The organism is Streptomyces sp. NPDC058646 (genome assembly GCF_042716875.1).
GTDB lineage: Bacteria > Actinomycetota > Actinomycetes > Streptomycetales > Streptomycetaceae > Streptomyces.
Map to the genome: position 1 here is coordinate 213,788 of NZ_JBHXRK010000004.1, position 22,474 is coordinate 236,261.

The following is a 22,474-nucleotide window of genomic DNA, read 5'->3' on the forward strand; positions in this document are numbered from 1 at the left end:
CTGCGAAATTTCGTGCAGATTACATGATGACGACAATCCCGAGAAGCGGATACGCCATTCCAGCATGCGGACACTGCACGAGGCAGAAAAGAGGGGACCTTCGCTGGCATCCGAAGGTCCAGGACGGATGTCCACGGGGCGAGGGTCCCGGTGCAGGGCGGGCATCGTTGCCCGGAGCCCTGGTGTGATGCCCGGCAGGCACGCGATCGAAACCGCCGGGTAACGGACTACTTATGTTGCGCTCTGCATAGTGTCTCATTCCCTGCGCGGTCAGCCTATGGCTCCGCCGATCCAGGTTCCCAGGATGTACGTCACACCCGCGGCCGCGCCACCCAGGGCCAGCTGCCGCAGGCCGCTGTACCACCAGGACCGGGCGGTGACCCGGGCGACGACCGCGCCGCAGGCAAAGAGACCGGCCAGCGCGAGCAGCACGGCCGGCCACAGCGACGTCGCGCCGAGCAGGTACGGCAGGACGGGCAGCAGCGCGCCCAGGGCGAACGAGCCGAAGGAGGAGACCGCGGCGACGAGCGGCGACGGCAGGTCGTCCGGGTCGATGCCCAGCTCCTCGCGGGCGTGTATCTCCAGCGCCTGCTCCGGATCGCGGGACAGCTGCATGGCGACCTCACGGGCGAGCGCGGGCTCCACGCCGCGCGAGACGTACAGCTCGGCCAGCTCCTCCATCTCGTCGACGGGGTGCTTGCGCAGCTGCTGACGCTCGATGTCCAGCTCGGCGAGCACCAGCTCGCGCTGCGAGGCGACCGAGGTGTACTCGCCGGCCGCCATCGAGAAGGCGCCCGCCGCGAGGCCCGCCAATCCGGTGATCACGACGGTGTGCGGGGCGACGGCGCCGCCGGCCACGCCGGTCATCAGGGCCAGGTTGGAGACGAGCCCGTCCATCGCGCCGAAGACCGCGGGCCGCAGCCACCCGCCGTTGACGTCGCGGTGGGTGTGGTTGTCACGGTGCGCCGTGTGCAGCGGCGCCTGGACATCAATGATCGACATGTGGCAAATCTCCCCTTTTGCGCGAACGAGCGGCGCGACACGTTCCGCTCCCCCTGAACACCTCGAAACTACGCACGAATTCTTGGCCCCGCCAGCAAGGAAGGCCGTACTTACCTGCGGTTTTACGGGTCGGCGACCGGGTGACGGGGGTGTGTGCGGGGTGTTTCGCGGCGAGCGACAAACCACATGCCATGGCACAAATCCCCCAAGGGCTCAAGATGAGTCCCATCAAGTGGAGAGGCGCGCCATGGAGCTGATTGCATGCAATCCGCAGGTCCTCCTCGAACGGGCCAGGGGCGCTCTTCTGGGCCTCGCGGTGGGTGACGCGCTGGGCGCCCCCGCGGAGAACATGAAGCCGTCGGAGATCCGGGCGAAGTGGGGCCGCATCGAAGGCTTCGTGTCGGAGGACCCGGCGGGTACGGACGACACCGAGTACGCGATCTTCTCGGGGTTGCTGCTGGCCCGCCACGGCTCGGCGCTGACGGTCTCGCACGTGGAGCGGGCGTGGCACCACTGGATCGCGGACCTGGACGAGGGACCGTTCCGCGGGGCCGGCTTCTCCGAACGCGGCACCCTGGAGAATCTCCGGCGGGGCCTGGCCGCCCCCATCTCGGCGCAGCACCGGCACGCGTGGTCGGACGGTCTCGCCATGCGGGCGGCGCCCTTCGGAGTGTTCGCGGCGGGCCGTCCGGCGGAGGCGGCCCGGCTGGTGGCGATCGACGGTTCGGTCAGCCACGACGGGGAGGGCATCTACGGCGGCCAGGCGGTGGCGGCGGGGGTCGCCGCGGCGATGGCGGGCGGCTCCCCCGCCTCGGTGGTCTCGGCGGCCCTGTCCGTCATCCCGTCCGACTCCTGGACCGCCCGCTCGCTGCGGCGGGCGGTCACCGCCGCCCCGCGCGGCGAACGGGCGGTCCGCTCGGCGGTCGTCATCGGCGGCTACCCGTGGACGGACCTGGCCCCGGAGGCGGTGGGGCTGGCCTTCGGGGCCTTCGCCGCGTGCCGCGGGGAGTTCTCCGGCTCGGTCCTGACGGCCGTCAACATGGGCCGGGACGCGGACACCACCGCGGCCGTCGCGGGCGCCCTGTCCGGCGCGATGTCGGGCGCCGCCGCGATCCCGGACGCGTGGGCCTCGGCCATCGGCCCGGTCCGCGGCAGCTGCCTCCCCTCGATGCGGGGCTACCACGTCCTGGACATCGCGGACCTCCTCACCCCGGAATACGAGGCCCCCCGGTGACCCCGCCCCCCGACTCCGCCGCCCCCGCCGCCCCCGCCGCCCCCGCGCCGAGCCTGGCACCGGAGCCCCCCGGCCCGGTCCCCCTGACGGACTCCCCCGTCCCCGGGACCCCGGCCTCCACGGCCCTCACCGTGGTCCGGGCCGACGAGGCCCCGTGCGCGGCCCGCACCTTCCTGGTGCCGGCCAGGGAGCCCTCCGTGGAGGTGCCCCCGGCCCCGCCGGACGCAGGTTTTTGCCCGCCCCACCCCGCGGAGCCCCCGGCGGCCACCCTGCCCCCGGCCGTCTCCGCCGGGCCGTCGGCGCAAGCCCGCACGGCCCTCCCCCCGGCCGTCCTGCCCGGCACGGCCCCGGCCCGCCGCGCGGAGCCCCCGGCGGGAGCCCGTACGGCCCTGCCCCCGGTCGGCGCACCCGCCGCCGACCCCCCGGCTGGGGCCCGCACCGCCCTGGCACCCGCCGCCGCACCCCCGGCAGGCCTGCGCACGTCCCCCGCCGCCGAGCCGCCGGCGGGCCTGCGTACCGCCGCCCTGGTGCGGGTCGGGCCGTACCCCGCCGGGCCCCCCGCAGGGGTCCGGCGGATCGAGGGGCTGCTCCTCGGGCTCGCCTCGGGTGACGCGGCCGGGTGGCCCGCCGCCCGGCACCGGGCCAGCAGGATGCCCGAGTGGACCCGCCGCCTCACCCGGGAGCTCGACACCTTCGCCGAGCAGAACGCCACCACCACCCTCCCCGTCCCCATCGCCCTGAACCAGCCGCCCGAACCGCTGCGCCTCGGCCCGAGCGACGACGCCGAGTGGGCCGCGTTCGTCGCCGAATCCGTGCTCACGGCCGCCGGCGTGCTGCTCAGCGACCTCTCCCGGTCCCGCCGCATGCGGGCCGCCATCGACCTGGCCTGGAACGCCCTCGCCTCCGAGGTCGCCGCGGCCGCGGAACGCGCGCCCGAGGTCGAGTCCGCCGTCCTCCCCCTCCGGGCCCGGATCTCCGTCCGCGCCGGCCTCGGCAACCTCGCCGCCGGGCTGCGCCCGCCCGCCACCGGCCACGACAACCCGCACTTCTTCGACGACGCCGCCTGCGTCCGCGCCTGCGTCCTCGCCGTCGTCCACCCCGGCGACGCCCGCGCGGCAGCCGACCTCGCCGAGTTCGACGCCCGCTACACCCAGGACGGCGACGGCGTCCACGGCGCCCGCGCCATGGCCGCCGCCATCGCGACCGCCCTCGGCGGCGCGGACGTCGACGCCGCGGTCGACGCCGCCCTCGGCCAGCTCCCCGGGACCACCGAGATCGGCCGCAACGCCCGCCATGCCGTCGCACTCGCCCGTACGAGGGGGGAGGCCGGTGCGTTCGCCATCGTCCCCACCCTGGAACACGAGATCGTCGACCACGTCTACAGCTACGGGATCGCCGCCGCCGAGACCGTCCCCGTGGCCCTCGCCCTCGCGACCGCCGCCCGGGGCAGGATGACCGAGGCCGTGCCGGCCGCGGCCTGCCTCTCCCGTGTCGCCGACTCGGCCCCCGCCCTCGCCGGCGCACTCACCGGCGCCCTCGGCGGCGGCGACTCGGTCCCCGCCGCCTGGCGCGAGGCCTGCCGCACCCTCTCCGGCTGCGCCCTCCCCCGCCTCGCCGGCACCGACCTCGTGGAACTCGCCGCGCTGCTGACGCGCACGGAACTCACCTCACCCAAGGGATGATTCGGACATGACGCTCACGTTGGAGGACCGGGCAGCAGGTGCCCTCGTCGGAGCAGCCGTCGGCGACGCGCTCGGCGGCCCGGTGGAGGGCTGGACCCCGGACCAGATCGTGGAACGGCACGGCGGCCGCGTGCACGGCATCGTCGGCCCGTGGCACGAGGACTGGCGCACGGCCCGCCCGATCGCCCCGTACCACAAGGGCGACGGCCACGTCACCGACGACACCCTGATGACCCACGCGCTGGTGCGGGTCTACGAGGCCGTACGGGACCACCTGGACGCGTACGCGGTCGCCGACCACCTGGTCCCGGACCTGATGACCAACCCGCGCTGGATCCCGGAGCTGGAGGCCGAGGCCCTGCCGCTCCAGCGGATCTTCCTCGCCGAGAAGTGGATCGTGACCCGGCTGCACTACGCGCACGTCGACCCGCGCGAGGCGGGCAGCGGCAACATCGTCAACTGCGGTGCGGCCATGTACATGGCGCCCGTGGGCATCGTCAACGCGGGCAATCCGGCGGGCGCGTACGCGGAGGCTCTGGACGTGGCCGGCGCGCACCAGTCCTCGTACGGGCGGGAGGCGGCGGGCGTGTTCGCGGCGGCGGTGGCGGCCGCGTGCCTGCCCGGGGCGACGGCCGCCTCGGTGGTGGACACGGCCCTGTCCCTGGCCAAGGACGGCACCCGGGCGGCCATCGCCGCCGTCGCCCAAGTGGCGGCAGAGCACCGGGAGTTCGAGTCGGCCCTGGCTCCGCTGCGGGCGGCGGTGGCCCCGTACGACTCGGTCGGCCCCGACTACCGCGCCCCCTCGCTCGGTGCGCGGCGCCCCTCACGCCTGCACTCCGTCGAGGAGCTCCCGATCGCGCTCGGGATGCTGCTGGTCGCGGACGGGGCGTACGAGACCTCCGTGCTCGGCGCGGTCAACTACGGCCGGGACTGCGACTCCATCGCCACCATGGCCGGGGCGATCGCCGGAGCGCTGCGGGGCGAGGACGCGGTCCCGGCGGCCTGGGCGAAGCAGGTGGCCGAGGCCAGCCGCCTCGACCTGCACGCCCCCGCCGCGGCGCTGGCCGCGGTGGCCCGGGAGGTCTTCGCGCTCGACCTGGCCCGCCGCGACGCCCATGCATCGGCCTTCACCGCGATCTCGACCCTCCGGTGACCCCACCCGACGGTGGTGAGGTGCTCCTGCGGACGACCTGGGTGCAGCCCGAGGACCTGCTCGGGCACGAGCTGCGGCAGGCCGCCGAGGACGGGCGCGATCCGGGGCCCGCCCTGCGGGCCTGGGTCACCGCGGGCGGGCCCCTCGCGCCCGAACGGGCCGGGGCCTCGCCCGGCCCGGCGGACCCGGAGCTGCGCGCGCTGGCCTGCCGTCTGCTGGACGAGCTGGCTGCCGTGCCGTCCCCGCTGGCCGCCGCCGAGCCGGGGTCCTGGGAGGCGGTCCGGGCCACCTGGCCGGGATCCGGCGGCGGCCTCCCGGACGGGGACCGCCCGGGGCGGGAGCCCGTCGTGCCCGGCGCGGCGCGGCCCCGCACCGCGGGGTACGGCGGCGGGGCGCAGCCGCCGGCCGCGGACCTGACGGCCCGGCTGGAGGCCGCCTGGCTGGGCCGGGCCGCCGGCTGCCTCCTCGGCAAGCCCGTCGAGAAGCTGCCGCTGGAGGGGATCCGGGCCCTGGCCCGCGCCGCCGGGAACTGGCCGCTGGACGACTGGTTCAGCGCCCGCGGCGTCCCGCCGGAGCTGCTGGCCGCGCACCCGTGGAACCGCCGCTCGGCGCCCACCTCCCTCGCCGAGAACATCGACGGGATGCCCGAGGACGACGACCTCAACTACCCCCTCCTCGGCCTGCTCCTGCTCCAGCGGCACGGCAAGGGGTTCACCACCGCCGACGTCGCCCGGCTCTGGCTCGACGAGCTGCCGGCCGGGCGGACCTTCACCGCCGAGCGCGTCGCGTACCGCAACCTCCTCCTCGGGCTGGAGCCGCCCGCCACCGCCACCCTGCACAACCCCTTCCGCGAGTGGATCGGCGCCCTCATCCGCGCCGACGTCCACGGCTGGACCCACCCCGGCGACCCGGCCGCCGCCGCGGCCCGCGCCTACCGGGACGCCTGCCTGACCCACACCGGGAACGGCGTGTACGCCGCCCTGTTCGTCGCCGCCGCCACGGCGGCGGCGGCCACCGGCCGGTCCGACGTCCACGGTGCGCTCCGGGCCGGGCTGGCCGTCGTACCGCCCCGCTCGCGCCTCGCCGAAGCGATCCGGTTCGGGATCGGGGCGGCCCGCGGGGAGGCCCGCTTCGATACCGTCGTCGACGCCCTGCACGCCCGCTACGGCCACTACCACTGGGTGCACGCCGTGCCCAACACCGCGCTGATCGCCGCCGCTCTGACCCATGCCGACGGCGACTTCACCCACTCGATCTGCCGCGCCGTGTCCGGCGGCTGGGACACCGATTCCAACGGGGCGACCGCCGGAGCCCTCGCCGGGATCCTGGCCGGGGCGCCCGGGAACCTCCCGCACCGCTGGACCGCACCGCTGAAGAACCGGCTCTCCAGCAGCGTCGCCGGTTTCGACGGCATCGGCTTCGACACCCTCGCCCACCTCACCGCACAGGAGGCAGCCCGCTCATGACGGCCATCGCCGTGCTCGGCAGTACGAACATGGACCTCGTCGCCTACGTCCCCAAGGCCCCCCGCCTCGGGGAGACCGTCACCGGCCGCGCGTTCCGCACGGTCCCCGGCGGCAAGGGCGCCAACCAGGCCGTCGCAGCCGCCCGCAGCGGCGGGGAGGTGGTGATGATCGGGGCGGTCGGGGCCGACGACTTCGGCGTGCGGCTGCGCTCCGCGCTCACGGCCTCCGGGGTCGACACGGCGGCCCTGCGCACCGTCGAGGGTGCCAGCGGCACCGCGCACATCACCGTGGACGACGAGGGCGCCAACAGCATCATCGTCATCCCGGGGGCGAACGCCCAGGTCACCGGCCTGGAGGCGGGGGACGAGAGCCGGATCGTCGCCGCGGACTGCCTGCTGCTGCAGCTGGAGCTCCCGCTGGACGCCGTCCTCGCCGGCGCCCTGGCGGCCCGCGCCCACGGCGGGATCCGTACGGTCCTCACCCCGGCCCCCGCCCCGGGGGCACCTCCCGGCGGTAGCCGGGGGACGCTGCTCGCCGAGCTGCTGGCCGTCACCGACCTGCTGGTCCCCAACGAGCACGAGGCGGCCGCCCTGACGGGGCTCACCGATCCGCACCGCGCCGCCGAGGCGCTCCTGGAGCAGGTGCCGGAGGTGGTGGTCACCCTGGGCTCGGCCGGATCCCTGTACGCGGCCCGGGGGCGGGAGCCGCTGACCGTGCCGGCCCCGCGGGTCCGGGCCGTGGACACCACCGCCGCCGGGGACACCTTCGTCGGAGCCCTTGCCGTCGCGCTCGGGGAGGGCCGCCCGATGGACAGCGCCCTCGCGTGGGCCTCGTGTGCCGCGGCGCTGTCGGTCCAGCGGCCCGGGGCGCAGGACTCGATGCCGACCCGCGCCGAGGTCGTCGCCTTCGCGGCCGGACAGGGCGTCCGCTGATGGCCGGGGCTCCCGCCGGGCCGCTGCGGGGGCTGCGCGTCCTGGATCTGGCCACCCTGTTCGCCGGGCCGCTGGCCGCCACCCTGCTCGGCGACTTCGGCGCCGAGGTGGTGAAGGTGGAGCACCCGGGCAGGCCCGACCCCTCGCGCGGGCACGGTCCCGCGAAGGACGGCATCGGCCTGTGGTGGAAGCTGCTCGGCCGGAACAAGCGGACGATGACCCTCGACCTGTCCACCCCCGGTGGCCGGGACACCCTGTTGCGCCTCGCCGCCACCGCCGACGTGGTCGTGGAGAACTTCCGCCCCGGGACGCTGGAGAAGTGGGGGCTGGGCTGGCCGGAGCTGTCCGCCGCCAATCCGCGGATGGTCCTGGCCCGGGTCACGGCCTTCGGCCAGCAGGGCCCGTACGCGCACCGCCCCGGCTTCGGCACCCTCGCCGAGGCGATGAGCGGATTCGCCGCGATCACCGGGGAGCCGGAGGGGCCGCCGACCCTTCCGCCGTTCGGGCTGGCGGACTCCATCGCCGCGCTGACCACCGCGTACGCGGTGATGACGGCCCTCGCCGGCCGGGACCGCACGGGACACGGGCAGGTCGTGGACCTGGCCATCATCGAGCCGATCCTCACCGTGCTGGGGCCCCATCCGCTCTGGTACGACCAGCTCGGTTACGTCCAGGCGCGCACCGGCAACCGCTCCGCGAACAACGCCCCCCGCAACACCTACCGCAGCGCGGACGGGCGGTGGCTGGCGGTCTCGGCCTCGGCGCAGTCCGTCGCCGAGCGGGTCGTACGGCTGGTGGGGCGGCCCGAGCTGATCGACGAGCCGTGGTTCGCGTCCGGCGCGGAGCGGGCCGCCCACGGGCACGTCCTGGACGAGGCCGTCGGCGGCTGGATCGCCCGGCACAAGGCGGACGAGGTGGTCGCGGCCTTCGAGGAGGCCGAGGCGGCCGTGGCCCGGGTCTACGACGTCCGGGACGTGATGGAGGATCCGCAGTTCGCCGCGCTGGACACGGTCACCGAGGTGGAGGACCCGGAACTCGGCCCGATCCGGATGCAGAACGTCCTCTTCCGGCTCTCCGAGACCCCGGGCGCGATCCGCTGGGCGGGCCGCCCGCACGGTGCGGACACCGACGAGGTCCTGGCCGAGCTGGGGCTGACCCCGGCCGAGATCGCCGCACTCCGCACCGAGGGGGCCCTGTGATCCTGACCTGGCTGTACGCGCCGGGCGACCGCCCGGCGGTGGTGGCCAAGGCCCTCGGCTGCGGGGCCGACGCCGTGATCGTGGACCTGGAGGACGCCGTGCCGGCCTCCCGCAAGGAGTACGCCCGCGACGCGACGGCCGAGCTGCTGGCCGAGCGTCCCCCCGTGCCCGTCCACGTCCGGGTGAACGCCCTGGACTCGCCCTGGGGCGGCGTCGACCTCACCGCCCTGGCGGGCCGGCGCGGCCTGGCCGGACTCCGCCTGCCCAAGATCAGCGCCCCGGAGCAGGTCGCGGCCGTCGCCGAGCGCACCGGCGGGGTCCCCCTCCACGCCCTGCTGGAGTCCGCGCTGGGCGTGGAGCGCGCGTTCGAGATCGCCCGCGCGCACCCCGCACTGCGGGGGCTCTCGCTCGGCGAGGCGGACCTGCGGGCCGACCTGACCGTCAGCGCGGAGACGGGCCTGGACTGGTGCCGCTCCCGCGTGGTGGTCGCGGCCCGGGCCGCCGGGCTCCTGCCGCCGGCCCAGTCGGTGTTCCCCGACATCCGGGACCTGGAGGCGCTGGCCGCCTCCTGCTCCCGGGGCCGTTCCCTCGGATTCCTGGGCCGGGCGGCGATCCACCCCCGCCAGCTGCCGGTGATCGAACAGGCCTACCTGCCCGCTCCGGCGGAGGTCACCGCGGCCGAGGAGGTCCTGGCCGCGGCCCGCGCGACCCCGGGGGCGCTGGCACTGCCCGACGGGCGTTTCGTCGACCCTGCCGTGGTCGCCGCCGCGCACCGCACCCTGGCGCTGTCGCGCAGGGGGGCCACGCGTTGAGCGCGGACCACGGCCACGTGCCGCCGAGGGGTACCTGCATCCGCCTGCCGGCGGTGTCCACGGCCATGGCGCCGTCGAGCGGCCGGAGGGCGGCATGCGCAAGGGGGTGCCGCGCGTGCGCGACACCCCCTTGCGAACCGGTCTGCGGTCAGGGCTTGTCGGTCTCCGGGGCCTCGGCCGGCTCCGCCTTGCGCAGGTCGGCCTTGGTCTCCGTCGCCGTCTTCACGGCGCCTTCGGAGGCCGCCGCCTCTGCGGGTACGGCGTCCTTCCGCTCCGCCGGGCGGTCCGCGGGCGCGGCTTCGTCCCCGGCCTCGGACCCCGCATCGGCCTTCGCGGCGCCGGCGTCCGGGACGGCTCCGGCCTTGCTGCCGGGGGCGTCCGGTTCGACGACCTCCTCGCGGCCCGGCCGCAGCTTCGCCGAGACCACCAGGTAGACCACGGCCAGCACGAAGACCACGATCGCGGTCCACACGTTCAGCCGCAGGCCCAGGATGACGTGCGCCTCGTCGACCCGCATGTACTCGATCCAGACCCGGCCGGCGCAGTACGCGGCCACGTACAGGGCGAAGGCCCGCCCGTGGCCGAGCTTGAAGCGGCGGTCGGCCCAGATCACCAGGACCGCGACCCCGACGCACCACAGCGACTCGTACAGGAACGTCGGGTGGTAGGTGCCCGCGACCCGGTTCGGGCCCTCGCTGATCTCCACCGCCCAGGGCAGGTCGGTCGCCCGGCCGTACAGCTCCTGGTTGAACCAGTTGCCCCAGCGGCCGCAGGCCTGCGCCAGCGCGATGCCGGGGGCCAGGGCGTCCGCCCAGGCCGGCAGCGGGATGCCGCGCAGCCGGCAGCCGATCCAGGCGCCCACCGCGCCCACCGCGATCGCGCCCCAGATGCCGAGCCCGCCCTCCCAGATCTTGAAGGCGTCGACCCAGTTGCGGCCCTCGCCGAAATAGAGCTGGTAGTCGGTGATCACATGGTAGAGGCGGCCTCCGACCAGGCCGAACGGCACCGCCCACACAGCGATGTCCGCGACCGTGCCCGGCTTTCCGCCGCGTGCGATCCACCGCTTGTTGCCGAGCCAGACGGCGACGAAGACGCCGAGAATGATGCAGAACGCGTAGCCGCGCAGCGGGACCGGTCCGAGATGGATCACGCCGGTCGACGGGCTGGGGATGTAAGCAATGTCCATGGCAGACATGACGCTACCCTGCCGGGCGGTGCTGACCGCAACCCGCCCGGCAAGCCGAAACCAAATCCTCACCCGGCACGGGTGTCGCTCAGTTCTCCGGGGAACCGCCGGAACCGGCCTTCGGGGCCGGCTTCGACCCGCTGCCCGAGGAGTCGGACGACGGCGAAGCCTTCGCCCCTGCCCCTGCCGTGGCCCCTGTCCCGGATCCGGACACCGTGCCGGAGCGGGAGCCCGTGCTCGCGGACGGCGAGGCCTTGCCCGCGCCCTTCGAGGACACGGCGCCGCCACCCGCGTCCTTGGCGCTGCCGCCGCCGGAGCCCTTGGCCGCGGCCTCCACCCGCTCCTTCAGCTTCTGCGGGGTGAGCGGGTCGGACTGGTCGGCGAAGATGTCCTTGCCGTCCAGGAGGATCGTCGGGGTGCCCCGGAACTTTCCGGTCCGGAAGGCCTCCTGCGATGCGGCCACCCAGCTGTTGTGCGTGCCGTCCTCGACGCACTTGCGGAAGGCCGGGGTGTCCAGCCCCTCCACCTTGCCCGCCAGTTCCAGCAGCTTGGCGTTCTTGCCGTAGGCGTCGTCGACCTCCGGCGGCTGGTTCTGGAAGAGCACGTCGTGGTACGCGGTGAACTTGCCCGCGTCCTGCGCGCAGGCCGCCGCGTTCGCCCCCTTGAGGGAGCCGCTGCCGCCCATGTTCCCGTCGATGAGCGTGACCAGGTGGTAATCCGTCTTGAGGAGCCCCTTGGCCTCCAGCTCGTGGATGGTGTCCCGGTAGTTGTCCTCGAAGGACTTGCAGGCCGGGCAGCGGAAGTCCTCCCATACGGTCAGCGTGGACTTGGCCTCTTCCTTGCCCGTCCGGATGGCGAGCGCGTCCTTGCCCGTGGCCCCGGAGGGGGCGATCACCGGTCCCTTGGCGGAGTCCCCGCTCTTGCCGGCATTGGCCGCGATCAGGCCGACGACGGCGGCGAGGCCGAGCACGCCGACCACCGCCGCCGACACGACGAGGGTCCGCCGTCGCTTGTCCCGGGTCTTCTGCCGCTCGCGCTCCAGCTGGAGTCGCTCCCGGGCCGATCGTTTCGTCGCATCGCGGTTCGCACCGTCGTTCTTCTCGCTCACGTTCGGCCAAACGAAGCGGGGAGGCACTCGCGTGCCTCCCCGCTCCCACTTCCACCCGATCGGGCTACAGAACCCGCCCGGCGGACCGCTGTACGTCAGCTCCTGCGTACGCCTTCCGCAAGCTCGCCCGCCAGTGCGCGCACGGCGGCCAGCCCGGCGGGCAGGTCCGGCGCGTCCAGCAGCAGCTTCACGAAGGCCGAGCCGACGATCACACCGTCGGCGAACGCCGCCACTTCCTTGGCCTGTACGGCGTTGGACACGCCCAGGCCGACGCAGACGGGCAGCCCGTCGCGGGCGCCGGGGGTGGCGCGGGTGCGCTCCACCAGGTCCTGGGCCTGGTTGCCGACCGACTCGCGGGTGCCGGTGACACCCATGAGGGAGGCGGCGTAGACGAAGCCGGAACCGGCCGCCGTGATGGTGGCCAGGCGCTCGTCCTTGCTGCTGGGGGCGACGACGAAGACGGTCGCCAGACCGTGCTTCTCCGCGTGCTCGCGCCACAGCGCGGATTCCTGGACCGGCAGGTCGGGCAGGATGCAGCCGGCGCCGCCCGCCTCGGCCAGCTCGGAGGCGAACCGCTCCACGCCGTAGCGGTCGATGGGGTTCCAGTAGGTCATCACCAGGACCGGGGCGCCGGTCGCCGCGTGGGCCTCGCGCACCGTGCGCAGCACATCGGCGATCTTGACCCCGCCGCGCAGGGCGATGTCGTCGGCGGTCTGGATGATCGCGCCGTCCAGGACCGGGTCGCTGTGCGGCAGGCCGACCTCGACCACGTCCGCGCCGCCCTCGACGACGGCCTTGACGGCCTCGATGGCCCCGTCCACGGTCGGGAAGCCGGCCGGGAGGTAGGCGACGAGGGCCGCGCGGTCCTCCGACTTCGCCTTCGCGAGGGTGTCCTTCAGCAGCTGGATGCGCCCGGTCTTCTCGCCGGCGGTGCTCACTTGCTCTCCCCTTCGGTTCCGTCGTAGAGCCCGAAGTAGCGGGCCGCCGTGTCCATGTCCTTGTCGCCGCGACCGGACAGGTTGACCACGATGAGCCCGTCCGTGCCCAGCTCCTTGCCGAGGTCGAGGGCGCCGGCGAGGGCGTGGGCCGACTCGATGGCCGGGATGATCCCCTCGGTACGGGAGAGCAGGCGCAGGGCCTGCATCGCGGCGTCGTCGGTCACCGCGCGGTACTCGCCGCGGCCGGAGTCCTTCAGGTAGGAGTGCTCGGGGCCGATGCCCGGGTAGTCCAGACCGGCCGAGATCGAGTAGGGCTCGGTGATCTGGCCCTCCTCGTCCTGGAGGACGTACGAGCGGGAGCCGTGCAGGATCCCGGGCTCGCCCGCGGTCAGCGTGGCCGCGTGCTCACCGGTCTCGACGCCGTGCCCGGCGGGCTCGAAGCCGACCAGGCGGACGTCCGCGTCGGGGATGAAGGCGTGGAAGAGGCCGATGGCGTTGGAGCCGCCGCCGACGCAGGCCGCCACGGCGTCGGGCAGCCGGCCGGTGCGCTCCAGGATCTGCCGGCGGGCCTCGACTCCGATGACCCGGTGGAAGTCGCGGACCATGGCCGGGAAGGGGTGGGGGCCCGCGACCGTACCGAAGAGGTAGTGGGTGCGGTCCACATTGGCGACCCAGTCGCGGAACGCCTCGTTGATGGCGTCCTTGAGGGTCCGGGAACCGGAGGTCACGGCGATGACCTCGGCGCCCAGCATGCGCATGCGGGCCACGTTCAGGGCCTGGCGCTGGGTGTCGATCTCACCCATGTAGATGGTGCAGTCGAGGCCGAAGAGCGCGCAGGCGGTGGCGGTGGCGACGCCGTGCTGGCCCGCGCCGGTCTCGGCGATGACCCGGGTCTTGCCCATGCGCCGGGTGAGCAGTGCCTGGCCCAGCACGTTGTTGATCTTGTGCGAGCCGGTGTGGTTCAGGTCCTCGCGCTTGAGGAAGATCCGGGCCCCGCCGGCGTGCTCGGCGAACCGGGGCACCTCGGTGAGGGCGCTCGGCCGGCCGGTGTAGTTGACCATCAGGTCGTTCAGCTCGGCGGCGAAGGCCGGGTCGTCCTTGGCCTTGTCGTACTCGACGGCGACCTCGTCCACGGCGGCGACGAGCGCCTCCGGGATGAACTTGCCGCCGAAGTCGCCGAAGTAGCCCTCGGCGTTCGGGACGTGACCCTCCGGGTCCGGGATGAAGAACTCGCTGGACATGCCCAGTACTCCTACGGATGCGTGGTGCGGCGGTGGTTTTCACCGTATTGCGCCGCCCGCCCGTGATGCGCACACCCCGCTGGGGCATGCGTGCGTACGGTACGGGGCGGCCCGTGCCCGGAGCCGGCGGCCCGGGCGGCGGGCCGTACGGGAGCAGCCCGCGGCAGGTGCCGCGCGGCGTTCCTCGTTACGGCGCGTCTGCGCGGCGCCATCGCATGCCGTTGACCTGACCGGGCTCGGAGCCGATCACGTACCGGACCCGCCGCCCGTGCACGCGCCGGGCCGGGGCGCGGCAGCCGCGGGGGCGGCAGCCGCGCGCCAGGGGCGCGTGCGCCGTCGGCACGCCGGCCGGGCGGGAGCCCGGTCGGGTGCGGACGGAGGAGCGGTCGTGGGCCATGGGACGGGTCAGCTCCGCCCGTGGCGCAGGGCGGGGTGGGCGCCGGCGGCGACGAGGTCGGCCACGGCCGACTTCGGGTCACGGCCGGTGACCAGGGACTCCCCGACGAGGACGGCGTCGGCGCCCTCGTTGGCGTAGGCGATGAGGTCGTGCGGCCCGCGGATGCCGGATTCGGCGACCTTGACGATGTGGGCCGGGATCTCCGGTACGACACGCTCGAAGGTGGAGCGGTCGACCTTCAGGTCCTTGAGGTTGCGGGCGTTGACGCCGATGATCTTGGCACCGGCGGCGACCGCGCGCTCGACCTCCTCCTCGTCGTGGACCTCGACGAGCGGGGTCAGGCCGATGGACTCGGCCCGCTCGATGAGGGAGACGAGGGCTTCCTGCTCCAGGGCCGCCACGATCAGCAGCGCGAGGTCGGCGCCGTAGGCGCGGGCCTCCCACAGCTGGTACGCGGTGACGATGAAGTCCTTGCGCAGGATCGGGATGTCCACGCGGGCGCGGACGGCCTCCAGGTCGGCCAGCGAGCCGCCGAAACGACGCTGCTCGGTGAGGACGGAGATGACCGACGCACCGCCCGCCTCGTAGTCGGCGGCGAGCCCGGCCGGATCCGCGATGGCTGCCAGCGCGCCCTTCGACGGGCTGGAGCGCTTGACCTCGCAGATCACCTTGACGCTGTCGCCGCGCAGGGCAGCGACGCCGTCCTTGGCCTGGGGCGCCTTGGCGGCACGCTCCTTGAGCTCGTCGAGGCTCACGCGGGCCTGCCGTTCGGCAAGGTCTTCGCGGACCCCTTCGATGATCTCGTCGAGCACACTCACGCGAGCGGCCCCCTTCCGGGTCGATGACGGTCGGCCGCCTTGCAGACACGTACAACTGCAAGGTCAGCAATCAAATGGTATCCGCAGGAGGCCTTGCTCTCCGCACGCGGTTGACGGCGTCCCAGTAACTGGACATCCGGAATCAGGGCTTCATATGGCCTGCTGACAGGGCTCAGGGCGCGAGCGCGGAGCCGAAAGAAAGATTTCGGATCACGGCGAAAACGAGGGCCGCGACGCCGATCCCCCACCAGTACGGGGGCTTCAGGGAGATCGTCGGCACGGACCCCCCGCGGGCCGCCCGGAACAGCCACAGGGCCATGAACCCCGCGAAGGCGAAATAGCCGAGGACGGCCAGGGCATTTGCCCCGAAAGCTGTGATCAGATCGCCGTGGGCGAACGCGTGCGCGCTGCGCAGCCCGCCGCAGCCGGGGCACAGGACTCCGGTCAGCCGGAAGAGCGGGCAGACCGGGTAGTGACCGGGCTCGTTGGGGTCCACCGCGCCCACGTACGCGAAGGCGGAGACGGCCCCCGCCAGGACGAGCACCGGCGCGGCCGCCCGCCGGACCCGGCCCCGGGCCCCGGCCCCGCCCCGTACGGAACCACCCGGGACGGGCGCTCCGGGGGCGGGCACCCCGCCGGCCGGCGCGGTTCCGGGGGGCGGCACGGCGTCGGGGGTGCGAGAGGCGTCCACCCGCTGATTGTCTCCGCTCATGACAAAAGGCGCAGCCCGACGGGGCCGCGCCTTCCGGCTGCTCCGGATCCGCCTCGGCCGGGCGCTCAGACCTTGGCGGGAGCCTTGGACGCGGCGATGACCTCGGCGAGGTCCGTGTAGGTGGCCTTGGGCGCACCCATGCCGGCGGCCTTCATCGCCATGCCGACGACACCACCGAGCACGACGACACCGAGACCGAGCCAGAACCCGAGCTGGTTCGCCAGCACCATGAAGGCACCTGAGATGCAGAAACCGATGAAGGCGATGATGACACCGGTCCAGGCGGCCGGGGTGTGTCCGTGTGATGTGCCCGCCATGAGTTGCTCCTTGTTGCTCTGTCTTGTGTGTCGAACGCTGGTGCACATTGTCCCGCACCGGGCGTGGTCGCCGTCCACGGGGGTCCGGTCGGCGCACGGGGTCAGCGGGTCGGATCCTCGCCGCGGTCCAGAGCCTTCCACAGATCTTCCGGACGTTCCGGATCCACCGCCGCGGCCGCGGGCTTCCGGGGGCTTCCGTCACGCTCGTAGCGGCCCCCCATCGCGGGCCAGCCCCGCCCGAAGAACAGGGCGAGCAGTCCGGCCGCCAGGATCAGGGCCCCTCCGGCAGCCGTCACGTACGGCCACGCCGTGTGGGTCAGTCCCGCAACCTGCGCGGCGGTGTCCGCGGTCGTACGGGCCGCCTCCGCGTCCAGGGCCTGCCGGTCGTCGGCGGCGAAGACGGCGCCCAGGGCCGCGCCCAGCCCGCTCAGGGCGAGGAGCCCGGAGACCAGCAGCCGGCCCTTGCCGCGGACGGCGAACACGGCCACCAGCGCGGCGAGGCCCACGATGGCCAGCGCCGCCGGGAGGCCGGTGACGGCCCGCCCGTCCGCGGTCAGCGGCAGGGCACCGCCCCCGACGGCGGCGGTGCCCCGGGCCCAGACCCGGCCGGAGGCGAGCAGGACGACGGTCGCGCCGAGCGCTCCGAGCAGCAGCGCGGCAGCCACGCTGCGGCGGCTGCTGCGGCTGTCGGGACCGGCAGGACCCTGCGGGCCCCCGGGGTCGGAGGCGGCATCGGGTCGGGGCGGGGGTACGGCGCTCACGTACCCCACTATCCCCTACGCCCTCAGGAGCTGTGGAGGCGGTTGGCCGCTCCCACCGCGCGCAGCACGGCGGCCGCCTTGTTGCGGCACTCGTTGTCCTCCAGCTCGGGCACCGAGTCCGCGACGACCCCCGCTCCGGCCTGCACGTACGCCGTACCGTCGCGCAGCAGCGCGGTGCGGATGGCGATGGCCGTGTCGGAGTCCCCGGCGAAGTCCAGGTACCCCACGCAGCCGCCGTACAGGCCGCGGCGGGAGGGCTCCAGCTCCTCGATGATCTGCATGGCCCGCGGCTTCGGCGCCCCCGAGAGGGTGCCCGCCGGGAAACAGGCGGTCAGCACGTCGAAGGCGGTCTTCCCCTCGGCGACCCGGCCGGTGACGGTCGAGACGATGTGCATGACGTGCGAGTACCGCTCGATGCTCATGAAGTCGACGACCTCCACGGAGCCCGGCTCGCACACCCGGCCGAGGTCGTTGCGGCCCAGGTCGACGAGCATCAGGTGCTCGGCGCGCTCCTTGGGGTCGGCCAGCAGCTCCTCGGCGAGGTCGTGGTCCTCCTGCGGGGTGGCGCCGCGGTGCCGGGTCCCGGCGATCGGGTGGACCATGGCCCGCCCGTCCTCCACCTTGACCAGGGCCTCCGGGCTGGAGCCGACGACGTCGAAGCCGTTCTCGAAGCGGAAGAGGTACATGTACGGGGACGGGTTCGTGGCCCGCAGCACCCGGTAGACGTCCAGCGCGGACGCCTGGCAGGGGGTCTCGAACCGCTGCGAGGGCACCACCTGGAAGGCCTCGCCGGCCCGGATCCGCTCCTTGATGTCCTCGACCGCGGCCTGGTACTTCTCGCCGCCCCACAGCGCCGAGAACTGCGGCAGTTCGGAGGCGGGCAGCGGGGCCGGCACGTAGGGGGCGGGCCGGGCGAGGTCGGCCTCCATCGCGTCGAGCCGGGCGAGGGCGTCCGCGTACGCCTCGTCGACCCCGGTGTCCAGGTCGTTGTGGTTGATCGCGTTCGCGATCAGCTGGACCGTGCCGTCCCAGTGGTCCAGCACCGCCAGGTCCGAGGTGAGGAGCATGGTCAGCTCGGGCAGCTCGAGGTCGTCGGTGGTCCGGTCGCCGATGCGTTCCAGCCGCCGCACGATGTCGTAGCCCAGGTAGCCGACCATGCCGCCGGTGAACGGCGGCATGCCCGCCGCGAGGTCGCGGGGGGTGTGCAGGGCCTCGACGGTGGCGCGCAGGGCCTCCAGCGGGTCGCCGCCGGTGGGGACGCCGACGGGCGGCGTGCCGATCCAGTGCGCCTGCCCGTCCCGGGCGGTCAGGGTGGAGTCGCTGCGCACGCCGATGAAGGAGTAGCGGGACCAGGAGCGGCCGTTCTCGGCGGACTCCAGCAGGAAGGTGCCGGGGCGCTCCCCGGCGAGCTTGCGGTAGAGCCCCACGGGGGTGTCCCCGTCGGCCAGCAGCTTGCGGCTCACGGGGACGACCCGGCGGTCGACCGCGAGCTTGCGGAACGTATCGAGATCCATGTGCGTGGGACCCTACTCAGTCGGCGTCGCGGAAGAGGACATCGGCGTCGAAGCAGGTGCGGGCACCGGTGTGGCAGGCGGCGCCGACCTGGTCGACCTTGACGAGCACGGTGTCGGCGTCGCAGTCGAGGGCGACGGACTTCACGTGCTGGAAGTGGCCGGAAGTGTCCCCCTTCACCCAGTACTCCTGGCGGCTGCGCGACCAGTACGTGCAGCGTCCGGTGGTCAGGGTGCGGTGCAGGGCCTCGTCGTCCATCCAGCCGAGCATGAGCACCTCACCGGTGTCGTACTGCTGGGCGATGGCCGGTACCAGGCCGTCGGCGGAGCGCTTGAGGCGCGCGGCGACGGCGGGATCGAGGCTGCCGGGGCGGGGGGACGTACTCATGCGGCCATTGTGCCGGGCCGCGATGCCGGATACGGATCACCGTCCGCCTGATGAGCAGGCACGCGGCGTGTTCCGGCCGTAGGCTTTCGCGCATGTCTACCCATGCGAAGCGCGAACGACTGCTGCTGGCGGACCTGTTGGAAGCGGCGGGCCCGGAGGCCCCGACGCTGTGCGACGGCTGGACCTGCCGGGAACTGGCCGCGCACGTCGTGGTCCGGGAGCGGCGCCCGGACGCGGCGGGCGGCCTGCTGCTGAACGTCCTGAAGGCACGGCTGGACAAGGCGATGGAGGAGTACACGGCCAAGCCGTACGAGGAACTCGTCCAGTTGATCCGGACCGGGCCGCCGAAGCTGTCGGTGTACGCGCTGAAGCAGATCGACGAGGCCGCCAATGCCGTGGAGTTCTACGTCCACGCGGAGGACGTCCGGCGGGCCCAGCCCGACTGGTCGCCGCGGGAGCTGGACCCGGTGTTCTCGGACAGCCTGTGGTCCCGCCTGGAGAAGATGGCCCGCCTGACGGGCCGCCGCTCCCCGGTGGGGCTGGTGCTGCGCCGGCCGGACGGGCGGACCGTGGTGGCGCACAAGGGGGCGCCGGTGGTGACGGTGACGGGCGAGCCCGGGGAGCTGATGCTGTTCTGCTTCGGCCGCCAGGACTCCGCCGCGGTGGCGCTGGACGGGGAGAAGGAGGCCGTCGCGCAACTGACGACGGCCCGGCTGGGCATCTGATCCGGGCCGGCGGACCCCTCACGCGGCGAAGGCCGGCGTCGGGGCGGGGGCGAGGGCGCCGATGCCCGCCGAGCCGGCGATCAGGGTGACAGGATCAGCCCGAGGGTGAGCGGCGGCGAGGTCCCGGGCCGGCTGAGCGCGCGCCCGCCCCTCCCCCTTGGGCTGGACCGCAGGAGGAGGGGGCGGGCGGACCGGCTAGCGGACGGGGTGGCCGGCCTCGCGCAGGACGTCCTTGACCTCGGAGATCCGCAGGTCGCCGAAGTGGAAGACGGACGCCGCGAGCACCGCGTCCGCGCCCGCCTCGATGGCCGGCGGGAAGTGCGCGAGCGCGCCCGCACCGCCCGAGGCGATCACCGGGACCGTGACGTGCTTGCGCACCGCCGCGATCATCTCGGTGTCGTAGCCGTCCTTCGTGCCGTCGGCGTCCATCGAGTTCAGCAGGATCTCCCCGGCGCCCAGTTCGGCGGCCCGGTGGGCCCACTCGACGGCGTCGATGCCGGTGCCCTTGCGGCCGCCGTGCGTGGTGACCTCGAAGGAGCCCGACGCGGTGCGCCGGGCGTCGACGGACAGGACGAGGACCTGCCGGCCGAAGCGCTCCGCGATCTCCTGGATCAGCTCGGGGCGCGCGATGGCCGCGGTGTTCACGCCCACCTTGTCCGCGCCCGCCCGCAGCAGTTTGTCCACGTCGTCCGCGGTGCGGACGCCGCCGCCCACCGTGAGCGGGATGAACACCTGCTCGGCGGTCCGGCGCACCACGTCGTACGTGGTCTCCCGGTTGCCGGAGGAGGCCGTGATGTCGAGGAAGGTCAGCTCGTCGGCGCCCTCGGCGTCGTACAGCTTGGCCATCTCCACGGGGTCGCCCGCATCACGCAGGTTCTGGAAGTTGACGCCCTTGACCACCCGGCCGTTGTCCACGTCCAGGCAGGGGATCACCCGTACGGCGAGGGTCATGCCGCCCCTCCTTCGGGGGTCTGCGCGGGCCCGTACGCCTCGACCTCCACCTCGACGACCATGCTGGGGTCGACGAAGCCGGAGACGATGATCATCGTCGCGGCGGGGCGGACCGCGTCGAACAGTTCCTTGTGCGCGCGGCCCACCTCCTCCACGTCCCGGGCGTGGGTGAGGTACATGCGCGTGCGCACCACGTGCTCGGGGCCGAGCCCGGCCTGGGCGAGGGCCTTGAAGGCGACGCCGAACGCGCGGACGGCCTGGTCGTACGGGCCGCCGCCGTCGGCCGCGGTGCAGCCGGAGACGAGGACGAGGCCGTTGGGGAGCTGCACCGCACGGGAGTAGCCGATGACGTCCTCGTACGGGCCGCCGGAGGAGATGCGGCGCACTGCGTCGGCGCTCATGCGGATACCACCTTCAGGGCCTCTTCCAGGGTGAAGGCCTTGGCGTACAGGGCCTTGCCGACGATCGCGCCCTCGACGCCCAGGGGCACCAGCGCGGACAGGTCGCGCAGGTCGTCGAGGGAGGAGATGCCGCCGGAGGCCACGACGGGCCGGTCGGTGGCGGCGCAGACGTTCTTCAGCAGCTCCAGGTTGGGGCCGGTGAGGGTGCCGTCCTTGCCGATGTCGGTGACGACGTAGCGGGCGCAGCCCTCGGAGTCCAGGCGGGCGAGGGTCTCGTAGAGGTCGCCGCCCTCGCTGGTCCAGCCGCGGCCCTTGAGGGTGGTGCCGCGGACGTCGAGGCCGATGGCGATCCTGTCGCCGTGCTCGGCGATGGCCTTGGCGGCCCACTCGGGGGTCTCCAGGGCGGCGGTGCCGAGGTTGACGCGGGTGCAGCCGGTGGCCAGGGCCGCCGCCAGCGTGGCGTCGTCGCGGATGCCGCCGGACAGCTCCACCTTGATGTCCATGGCGCCCGTGATCTCGGCGACGAGGGCGCGGTTGTCCCCGGTGCCGAAGGCGGCGTCGAGGTCGACCAGGTGCAGCCATTCGGCGCCGGCGCGCTGCCAGGCGAGGGCCGCTTCCAGCGGGGAGCCGTAGGAGGTCTCGCTGCCGGACACACCGTGCACGAGGCGGACGGCCTGTCCGTCGCGGACGTCGACCGCGGGGAGGAGCTCGAGCGTCTTGCTCATCAGAGGGTCTCGATCCAGTTGGTGAGGAGCTGGGCGCCGGCGTCGCCGGACTTCTCGGGGTGGAACTGGGTGGCCCACAGGGCCCTGTTCTCCACCGCCGCGACGAAGCGCTCGCCGTGGGTGGCCCAGGTGACCCTGGGGGCGCGGATCAGCGGGTTGGTGACTTCGAGGCTCCACTCGCGCGCCGCGTAGGAGTGCACGAAGTAGAACCGGGCGTCGGCGTCCAGGCCGGCGAAGGCCTGGCTGTCCTCGGCCGCCTCGACGGTGTTCCAGCCCATGTGGGGGACGATCGGGGCCTTGAGCGGGCCGACCGTGCCGGGCCACTCGTCCAGGCCCTCGGTCTCGACGCCGTGCTCGATGCCGCGTTCGAAGAGGATCTGCATGCCGACGCAGATGCCCATGACGGGGCGGCCCCCGGAGAGCCGGCGGCCGATGATCCAGTCGCCTCGGGCGTCCTTGAGCCCTTGCATGCAGGCGGAGAAGGCGCCGACGCCGGGGACGAGGAGTCCGTCGGCGTCCATGGCCTTGTCGTAGTCGCGGGTGATCTCGACGTCCGCACCGACGCGCGCGAGGGCGCGCTCGGCGGAGCGGACGTTGCCGAAGCCGTAGTCGAAGACCACGACCTTCTTGGTGGGGCGGACAGCGCTCATTCCCAGATTCCTTGGATCCGCAGGACTCCGGCGGCGAGGCACATCGCGGAGCCGATGGCGAGCAGGATGACGACCGACTTGGGCATCTGCTGCTTCTGGAAGGAGTACACGCCACCGGCCAGGAAGAGGCCGAGGACGATCAGGATGGTGTTGAGCCCGGTCACG

At 74.0% G+C, this 22,474-nt stretch carries 25 protein-coding genes; 8 read left to right on the top strand and 17 right to left on the bottom strand.

What is annotated here, in order from left to right; genetic code table 11:
* Positions 1–270: 270 nt before the first annotated feature.
* Complete coding sequence (locus ACFWUZ_RS07560) at positions 271–1,002, bottom strand: VIT1/CCC1 transporter family protein (RefSeq protein ID WP_384368618.1); 732 nt, start codon at positions 1,000–1,002, stop codon at positions 271–273.
* Positions 1,003–1,249: 247 nt separating this feature from the next.
* Between ACFWUZ_RS07560 and ACFWUZ_RS07565 the strand changes: the two genes are divergently transcribed.
* The 7 genes from ACFWUZ_RS07565 to ACFWUZ_RS07595 all read left to right on the top strand — a co-directional run bounded on the left by ACFWUZ_RS07565 (position 1,250) and on the right by ACFWUZ_RS07595 (position 9,480).
* Positions 1,250–2,236 carry an ADP-ribosylglycohydrolase family protein gene (locus ACFWUZ_RS07565; RefSeq protein ID WP_384368621.1) on the top strand — a complete coding sequence of 329 codons (987 nt, stop codon included), beginning with the start codon at positions 1,250–1,252 and terminating at the stop codon, positions 2,234–2,236.
* A gap of 524 nt (positions 2,237–2,760) precedes the next feature.
* Entirely contained in the window at positions 2,761–3,918 is a 1,158-nt protein-coding gene (locus tag ACFWUZ_RS07570) for an ADP-ribosylglycohydrolase family protein (RefSeq protein ID WP_384368875.1), read from the top strand.
* A gap of 7 nt (positions 3,919–3,925) precedes the next feature.
* Positions 3,926–5,071, top strand: coding sequence for an ADP-ribosylglycohydrolase family protein (locus tag ACFWUZ_RS07575; protein WP_384368624.1), 1,146 nt, complete (start codon positions 3,926–3,928; stop codon positions 5,069–5,071).
* Positions 5,068–6,537, top strand: coding sequence for an ADP-ribosylglycohydrolase family protein (locus tag ACFWUZ_RS07580; protein WP_384368627.1), 1,470 nt, complete (start codon positions 5,068–5,070; stop codon positions 6,535–6,537). The genes ACFWUZ_RS07575 and ACFWUZ_RS07580 overlap by 4 nt, the downstream gene beginning before the upstream one ends.
* A complete protein-coding gene (gene rbsK, locus ACFWUZ_RS07585; RefSeq protein WP_384368630.1) occupies positions 6,534–7,469 on the top strand; it encodes a ribokinase in 936 nt (311 codons plus the stop codon). The genes ACFWUZ_RS07580 and rbsK overlap by 4 nt, the downstream gene beginning before the upstream one ends.
* Positions 7,469–8,668, top strand: coding sequence for a CaiB/BaiF CoA transferase family protein (locus tag ACFWUZ_RS07590; RefSeq protein WP_384368632.1), 1,200 nt, complete (start codon positions 7,469–7,471; stop codon positions 8,666–8,668). The genes rbsK and ACFWUZ_RS07590 overlap by 1 nt, the downstream gene beginning before the upstream one ends.
* Positions 8,665–9,480 carry an HpcH/HpaI aldolase/citrate lyase family protein gene (locus ACFWUZ_RS07595; RefSeq protein ID WP_384368635.1) on the top strand — a complete coding sequence of 272 codons (816 nt, stop codon included), beginning with the start codon at positions 8,665–8,667 and terminating at the stop codon, positions 9,478–9,480. The genes ACFWUZ_RS07590 and ACFWUZ_RS07595 overlap by 4 nt, the downstream gene beginning before the upstream one ends.
* 148 nt (positions 9,481–9,628) lie before the next feature.
* Here the strand turns inward: ACFWUZ_RS07595 and lgt are convergent, their stop codons facing one another.
* The 11 genes from lgt to hisI all read right to left on the bottom strand — a co-directional run bounded on the left by lgt (position 9,629) and on the right by hisI (position 18,857).
* Positions 9,629–10,666: a prolipoprotein diacylglyceryl transferase gene (lgt, locus tag ACFWUZ_RS07600; protein WP_384368878.1), complete on the bottom strand. Its 1,038-nt coding sequence runs from the start codon at positions 10,664–10,666 to the stop codon at positions 9,629–9,631.
* 88 nt (positions 10,667–10,754) lie between these two features.
* On the bottom strand, positions 10,755–11,774 hold the full coding sequence (locus ACFWUZ_RS07605; RefSeq protein WP_384368638.1) for a DsbA family protein: 1,020 nt from the start codon (positions 11,772–11,774) through the stop codon (positions 10,755–10,757).
* Between the two features lie 95 nt (positions 11,775–11,869).
* A complete protein-coding gene (gene trpA, locus ACFWUZ_RS07610) occupies positions 11,870–12,712 on the bottom strand; it encodes a tryptophan synthase subunit alpha (RefSeq protein WP_384368641.1) in 843 nt (280 codons plus the stop codon).
* Positions 12,709–13,953, bottom strand: a complete 1,245-nt coding sequence (gene trpB / locus ACFWUZ_RS07615; protein WP_384368644.1) for a tryptophan synthase subunit beta — start codon at positions 13,951–13,953, stop codon at positions 12,709–12,711. Before trpB ends, trpA begins: the two co-directional genes overlap by 4 nt.
* Before the next feature lie 187 nt (positions 13,954–14,140).
* Positions 14,141–14,350 carry a tryptophan biosynthesis modulator TrpM gene (gene trpM, locus ACFWUZ_RS07620; RefSeq protein ID WP_384368647.1) on the bottom strand — a complete coding sequence of 70 codons (210 nt, stop codon included), beginning with the start codon at positions 14,348–14,350 and terminating at the stop codon, positions 14,141–14,143.
* Positions 14,351–14,358: 8 nt separating this feature from the next.
* Positions 14,359–15,168: an indole-3-glycerol phosphate synthase TrpC gene (trpC, locus tag ACFWUZ_RS07625; RefSeq protein ID WP_384368650.1), complete on the bottom strand. Its 810-nt coding sequence runs from the start codon at positions 15,166–15,168 to the stop codon at positions 14,359–14,361.
* A gap of 172 nt (positions 15,169–15,340) precedes the next feature.
* A complete protein-coding gene (locus ACFWUZ_RS07630; protein WP_384368653.1) occupies positions 15,341–15,859 on the bottom strand; it encodes a DUF2752 domain-containing protein in 519 nt (172 codons plus the stop codon).
* An 86-nt stretch (positions 15,860–15,945) separates the two neighbouring features.
* On the bottom strand, positions 15,946–16,197 hold the full coding sequence (locus tag ACFWUZ_RS07635; protein ID WP_384368656.1) for an HGxxPAAW family protein: 252 nt from the start codon (positions 16,195–16,197) through the stop codon (positions 15,946–15,948).
* A 101-nt stretch (positions 16,198–16,298) separates the two neighbouring features.
* Positions 16,299–16,967: a TIGR02234 family membrane protein gene (locus tag ACFWUZ_RS07640; protein WP_384368659.1), complete on the bottom strand. Its 669-nt coding sequence runs from the start codon at positions 16,965–16,967 to the stop codon at positions 16,299–16,301.
* 14 nt (positions 16,968–16,981) lie between these two features.
* Entirely contained in the window at positions 16,982–18,472 is a 1,491-nt protein-coding gene (locus ACFWUZ_RS07645; RefSeq protein WP_384368662.1) for an anthranilate synthase component I, read from the bottom strand.
* Between the two features lie 16 nt (positions 18,473–18,488).
* A complete protein-coding gene (gene hisI, locus ACFWUZ_RS07650) occupies positions 18,489–18,857 on the bottom strand; it encodes a phosphoribosyl-AMP cyclohydrolase (RefSeq protein ID WP_384368665.1) in 369 nt (122 codons plus the stop codon).
* Between the two features lie 92 nt (positions 18,858–18,949).
* Here hisI and ACFWUZ_RS07655 point away from each other — a divergent pair, with 92 nt between their 5' ends.
* Entirely contained in the window at positions 18,950–19,582 is a 633-nt protein-coding gene (locus ACFWUZ_RS07655) for a TIGR03085 family metal-binding protein (RefSeq protein ID WP_384368668.1), read from the top strand.
* A gap of 195 nt (positions 19,583–19,777) precedes the next feature.
* Here ACFWUZ_RS07655 and hisF read toward each other — a convergent pair whose 3' ends face one another.
* From hisF to ACFWUZ_RS07680, 5 genes are read right to left on the bottom strand one after another with little or no spacing between them, the layout of a single operon-like run.
* Positions 19,778–20,533: an imidazole glycerol phosphate synthase subunit HisF gene (gene hisF / locus ACFWUZ_RS07660; RefSeq protein ID WP_384368671.1), complete on the bottom strand. Its 756-nt coding sequence runs from the start codon at positions 20,531–20,533 to the stop codon at positions 19,778–19,780.
* Positions 20,530–20,934 (bottom strand): RidA family protein, encoded by a 405-nt coding sequence (locus tag ACFWUZ_RS07665; protein WP_384368674.1) that lies wholly within the window; start codon positions 20,932–20,934, stop codon positions 20,530–20,532. The genes hisF and ACFWUZ_RS07665 overlap by 4 nt, the downstream gene beginning before the upstream one ends.
* A complete protein-coding gene (gene priA, locus ACFWUZ_RS07670) occupies positions 20,931–21,659 on the bottom strand; it encodes a bifunctional 1-(5-phosphoribosyl)-5-((5-phosphoribosylamino)methylideneamino)imidazole-4-carboxamide isomerase/phosphoribosylanthranilate isomerase PriA (RefSeq protein ID WP_384368677.1) in 729 nt (242 codons plus the stop codon). The genes ACFWUZ_RS07665 and priA overlap by 4 nt, the downstream gene beginning before the upstream one ends.
* Positions 21,659–22,309: an imidazole glycerol phosphate synthase subunit HisH gene (gene hisH / locus ACFWUZ_RS07675; protein ID WP_384368680.1), complete on the bottom strand. Its 651-nt coding sequence runs from the start codon at positions 22,307–22,309 to the stop codon at positions 21,659–21,661. Before hisH ends, priA begins: the two co-directional genes overlap by 1 nt.
* Complete coding sequence (locus ACFWUZ_RS07680) at positions 22,306–22,473, bottom strand: hypothetical protein (RefSeq protein WP_362048253.1); 168 nt, start codon at positions 22,471–22,473, stop codon at positions 22,306–22,308. Before ACFWUZ_RS07680 ends, hisH begins: the two co-directional genes overlap by 4 nt.
* Between the last annotated feature and the right edge of the window lies 1 nt (position 22,474).

What these genes read in the sequence shown, in the direction of transcription:
- ACFWUZ_RS07565 (WP_384368621.1), top strand. Translation starts at nt 1,250, where the DNA reads ATGGAGCTGATTGCATGCAATCCGCAGGTCCTCCTCGAACGGGCCAGG.
- ACFWUZ_RS07560 (WP_384368618.1), bottom strand. Translation starts at nt 1,002, where the DNA reads ATGTCGATCATTGATGTCCAGGCGCCGCTGCACACGGCGCACCGTGAC.
- ACFWUZ_RS07575 (WP_384368624.1), top strand. Translation starts at nt 3,926, where the DNA reads ATGACGCTCACGTTGGAGGACCGGGCAGCAGGTGCCCTCGTCGGAGCA.
- ACFWUZ_RS07645 (WP_384368662.1), bottom strand. Translation starts at nt 18,472, where the DNA reads ATGGATCTCGATACGTTCCGCAAGCTCGCGGTCGACCGCCGGGTCGTC.
- trpB (WP_384368644.1), bottom strand. Translation starts at nt 13,953, where the DNA reads ATGTCCAGCGAGTTCTTCATCCCGGACCCGGAGGGTCACGTCCCGAAC.
- ACFWUZ_RS07665 (WP_384368674.1), bottom strand. Translation starts at nt 20,934, where the DNA reads ATGAGCGCCGACGCAGTGCGCCGCATCTCCTCCGGCGGCCCGTACGAG.
- hisH (WP_384368680.1), bottom strand. Translation starts at nt 22,309, where the DNA reads ATGAGCGCTGTCCGCCCCACCAAGAAGGTCGTGGTCTTCGACTACGGC.
- ACFWUZ_RS07635 (WP_384368656.1), bottom strand. Translation starts at nt 16,197, where the DNA reads ATGGCGGGCACATCACACGGACACACCCCGGCCGCCTGGACCGGTGTC.
- ACFWUZ_RS07590 (WP_384368632.1), top strand. Translation starts at nt 7,469, where the DNA reads ATGGCCGGGGCTCCCGCCGGGCCGCTGCGGGGGCTGCGCGTCCTGGAT.
- rbsK (WP_384368630.1), top strand. Translation starts at nt 6,534, where the DNA reads ATGACGGCCATCGCCGTGCTCGGCAGTACGAACATGGACCTCGTCGCC.
- hisI (WP_384368665.1), bottom strand. Translation starts at nt 18,857, where the DNA reads ATGAGTACGTCCCCCCGCCCCGGCAGCCTCGATCCCGCCGTCGCCGCG.
- ACFWUZ_RS07655 (WP_384368668.1), top strand. Translation starts at nt 18,950, where the DNA reads ATGTCTACCCATGCGAAGCGCGAACGACTGCTGCTGGCGGACCTGTTG.
- trpM (WP_384368647.1), bottom strand. Translation starts at nt 14,350, where the DNA reads ATGGCCCACGACCGCTCCTCCGTCCGCACCCGACCGGGCTCCCGCCCG.
- hisF (WP_384368671.1), bottom strand. Translation starts at nt 20,533, where the DNA reads ATGACCCTCGCCGTACGGGTGATCCCCTGCCTGGACGTGGACAACGGC.
- lgt (WP_384368878.1), bottom strand. Translation starts at nt 10,666, where the DNA reads ATGGACATTGCTTACATCCCCAGCCCGTCGACCGGCGTGATCCATCTC.
- priA (WP_384368677.1), bottom strand. Translation starts at nt 21,659, where the DNA reads ATGAGCAAGACGCTCGAGCTCCTCCCCGCGGTCGACGTCCGCGACGGA.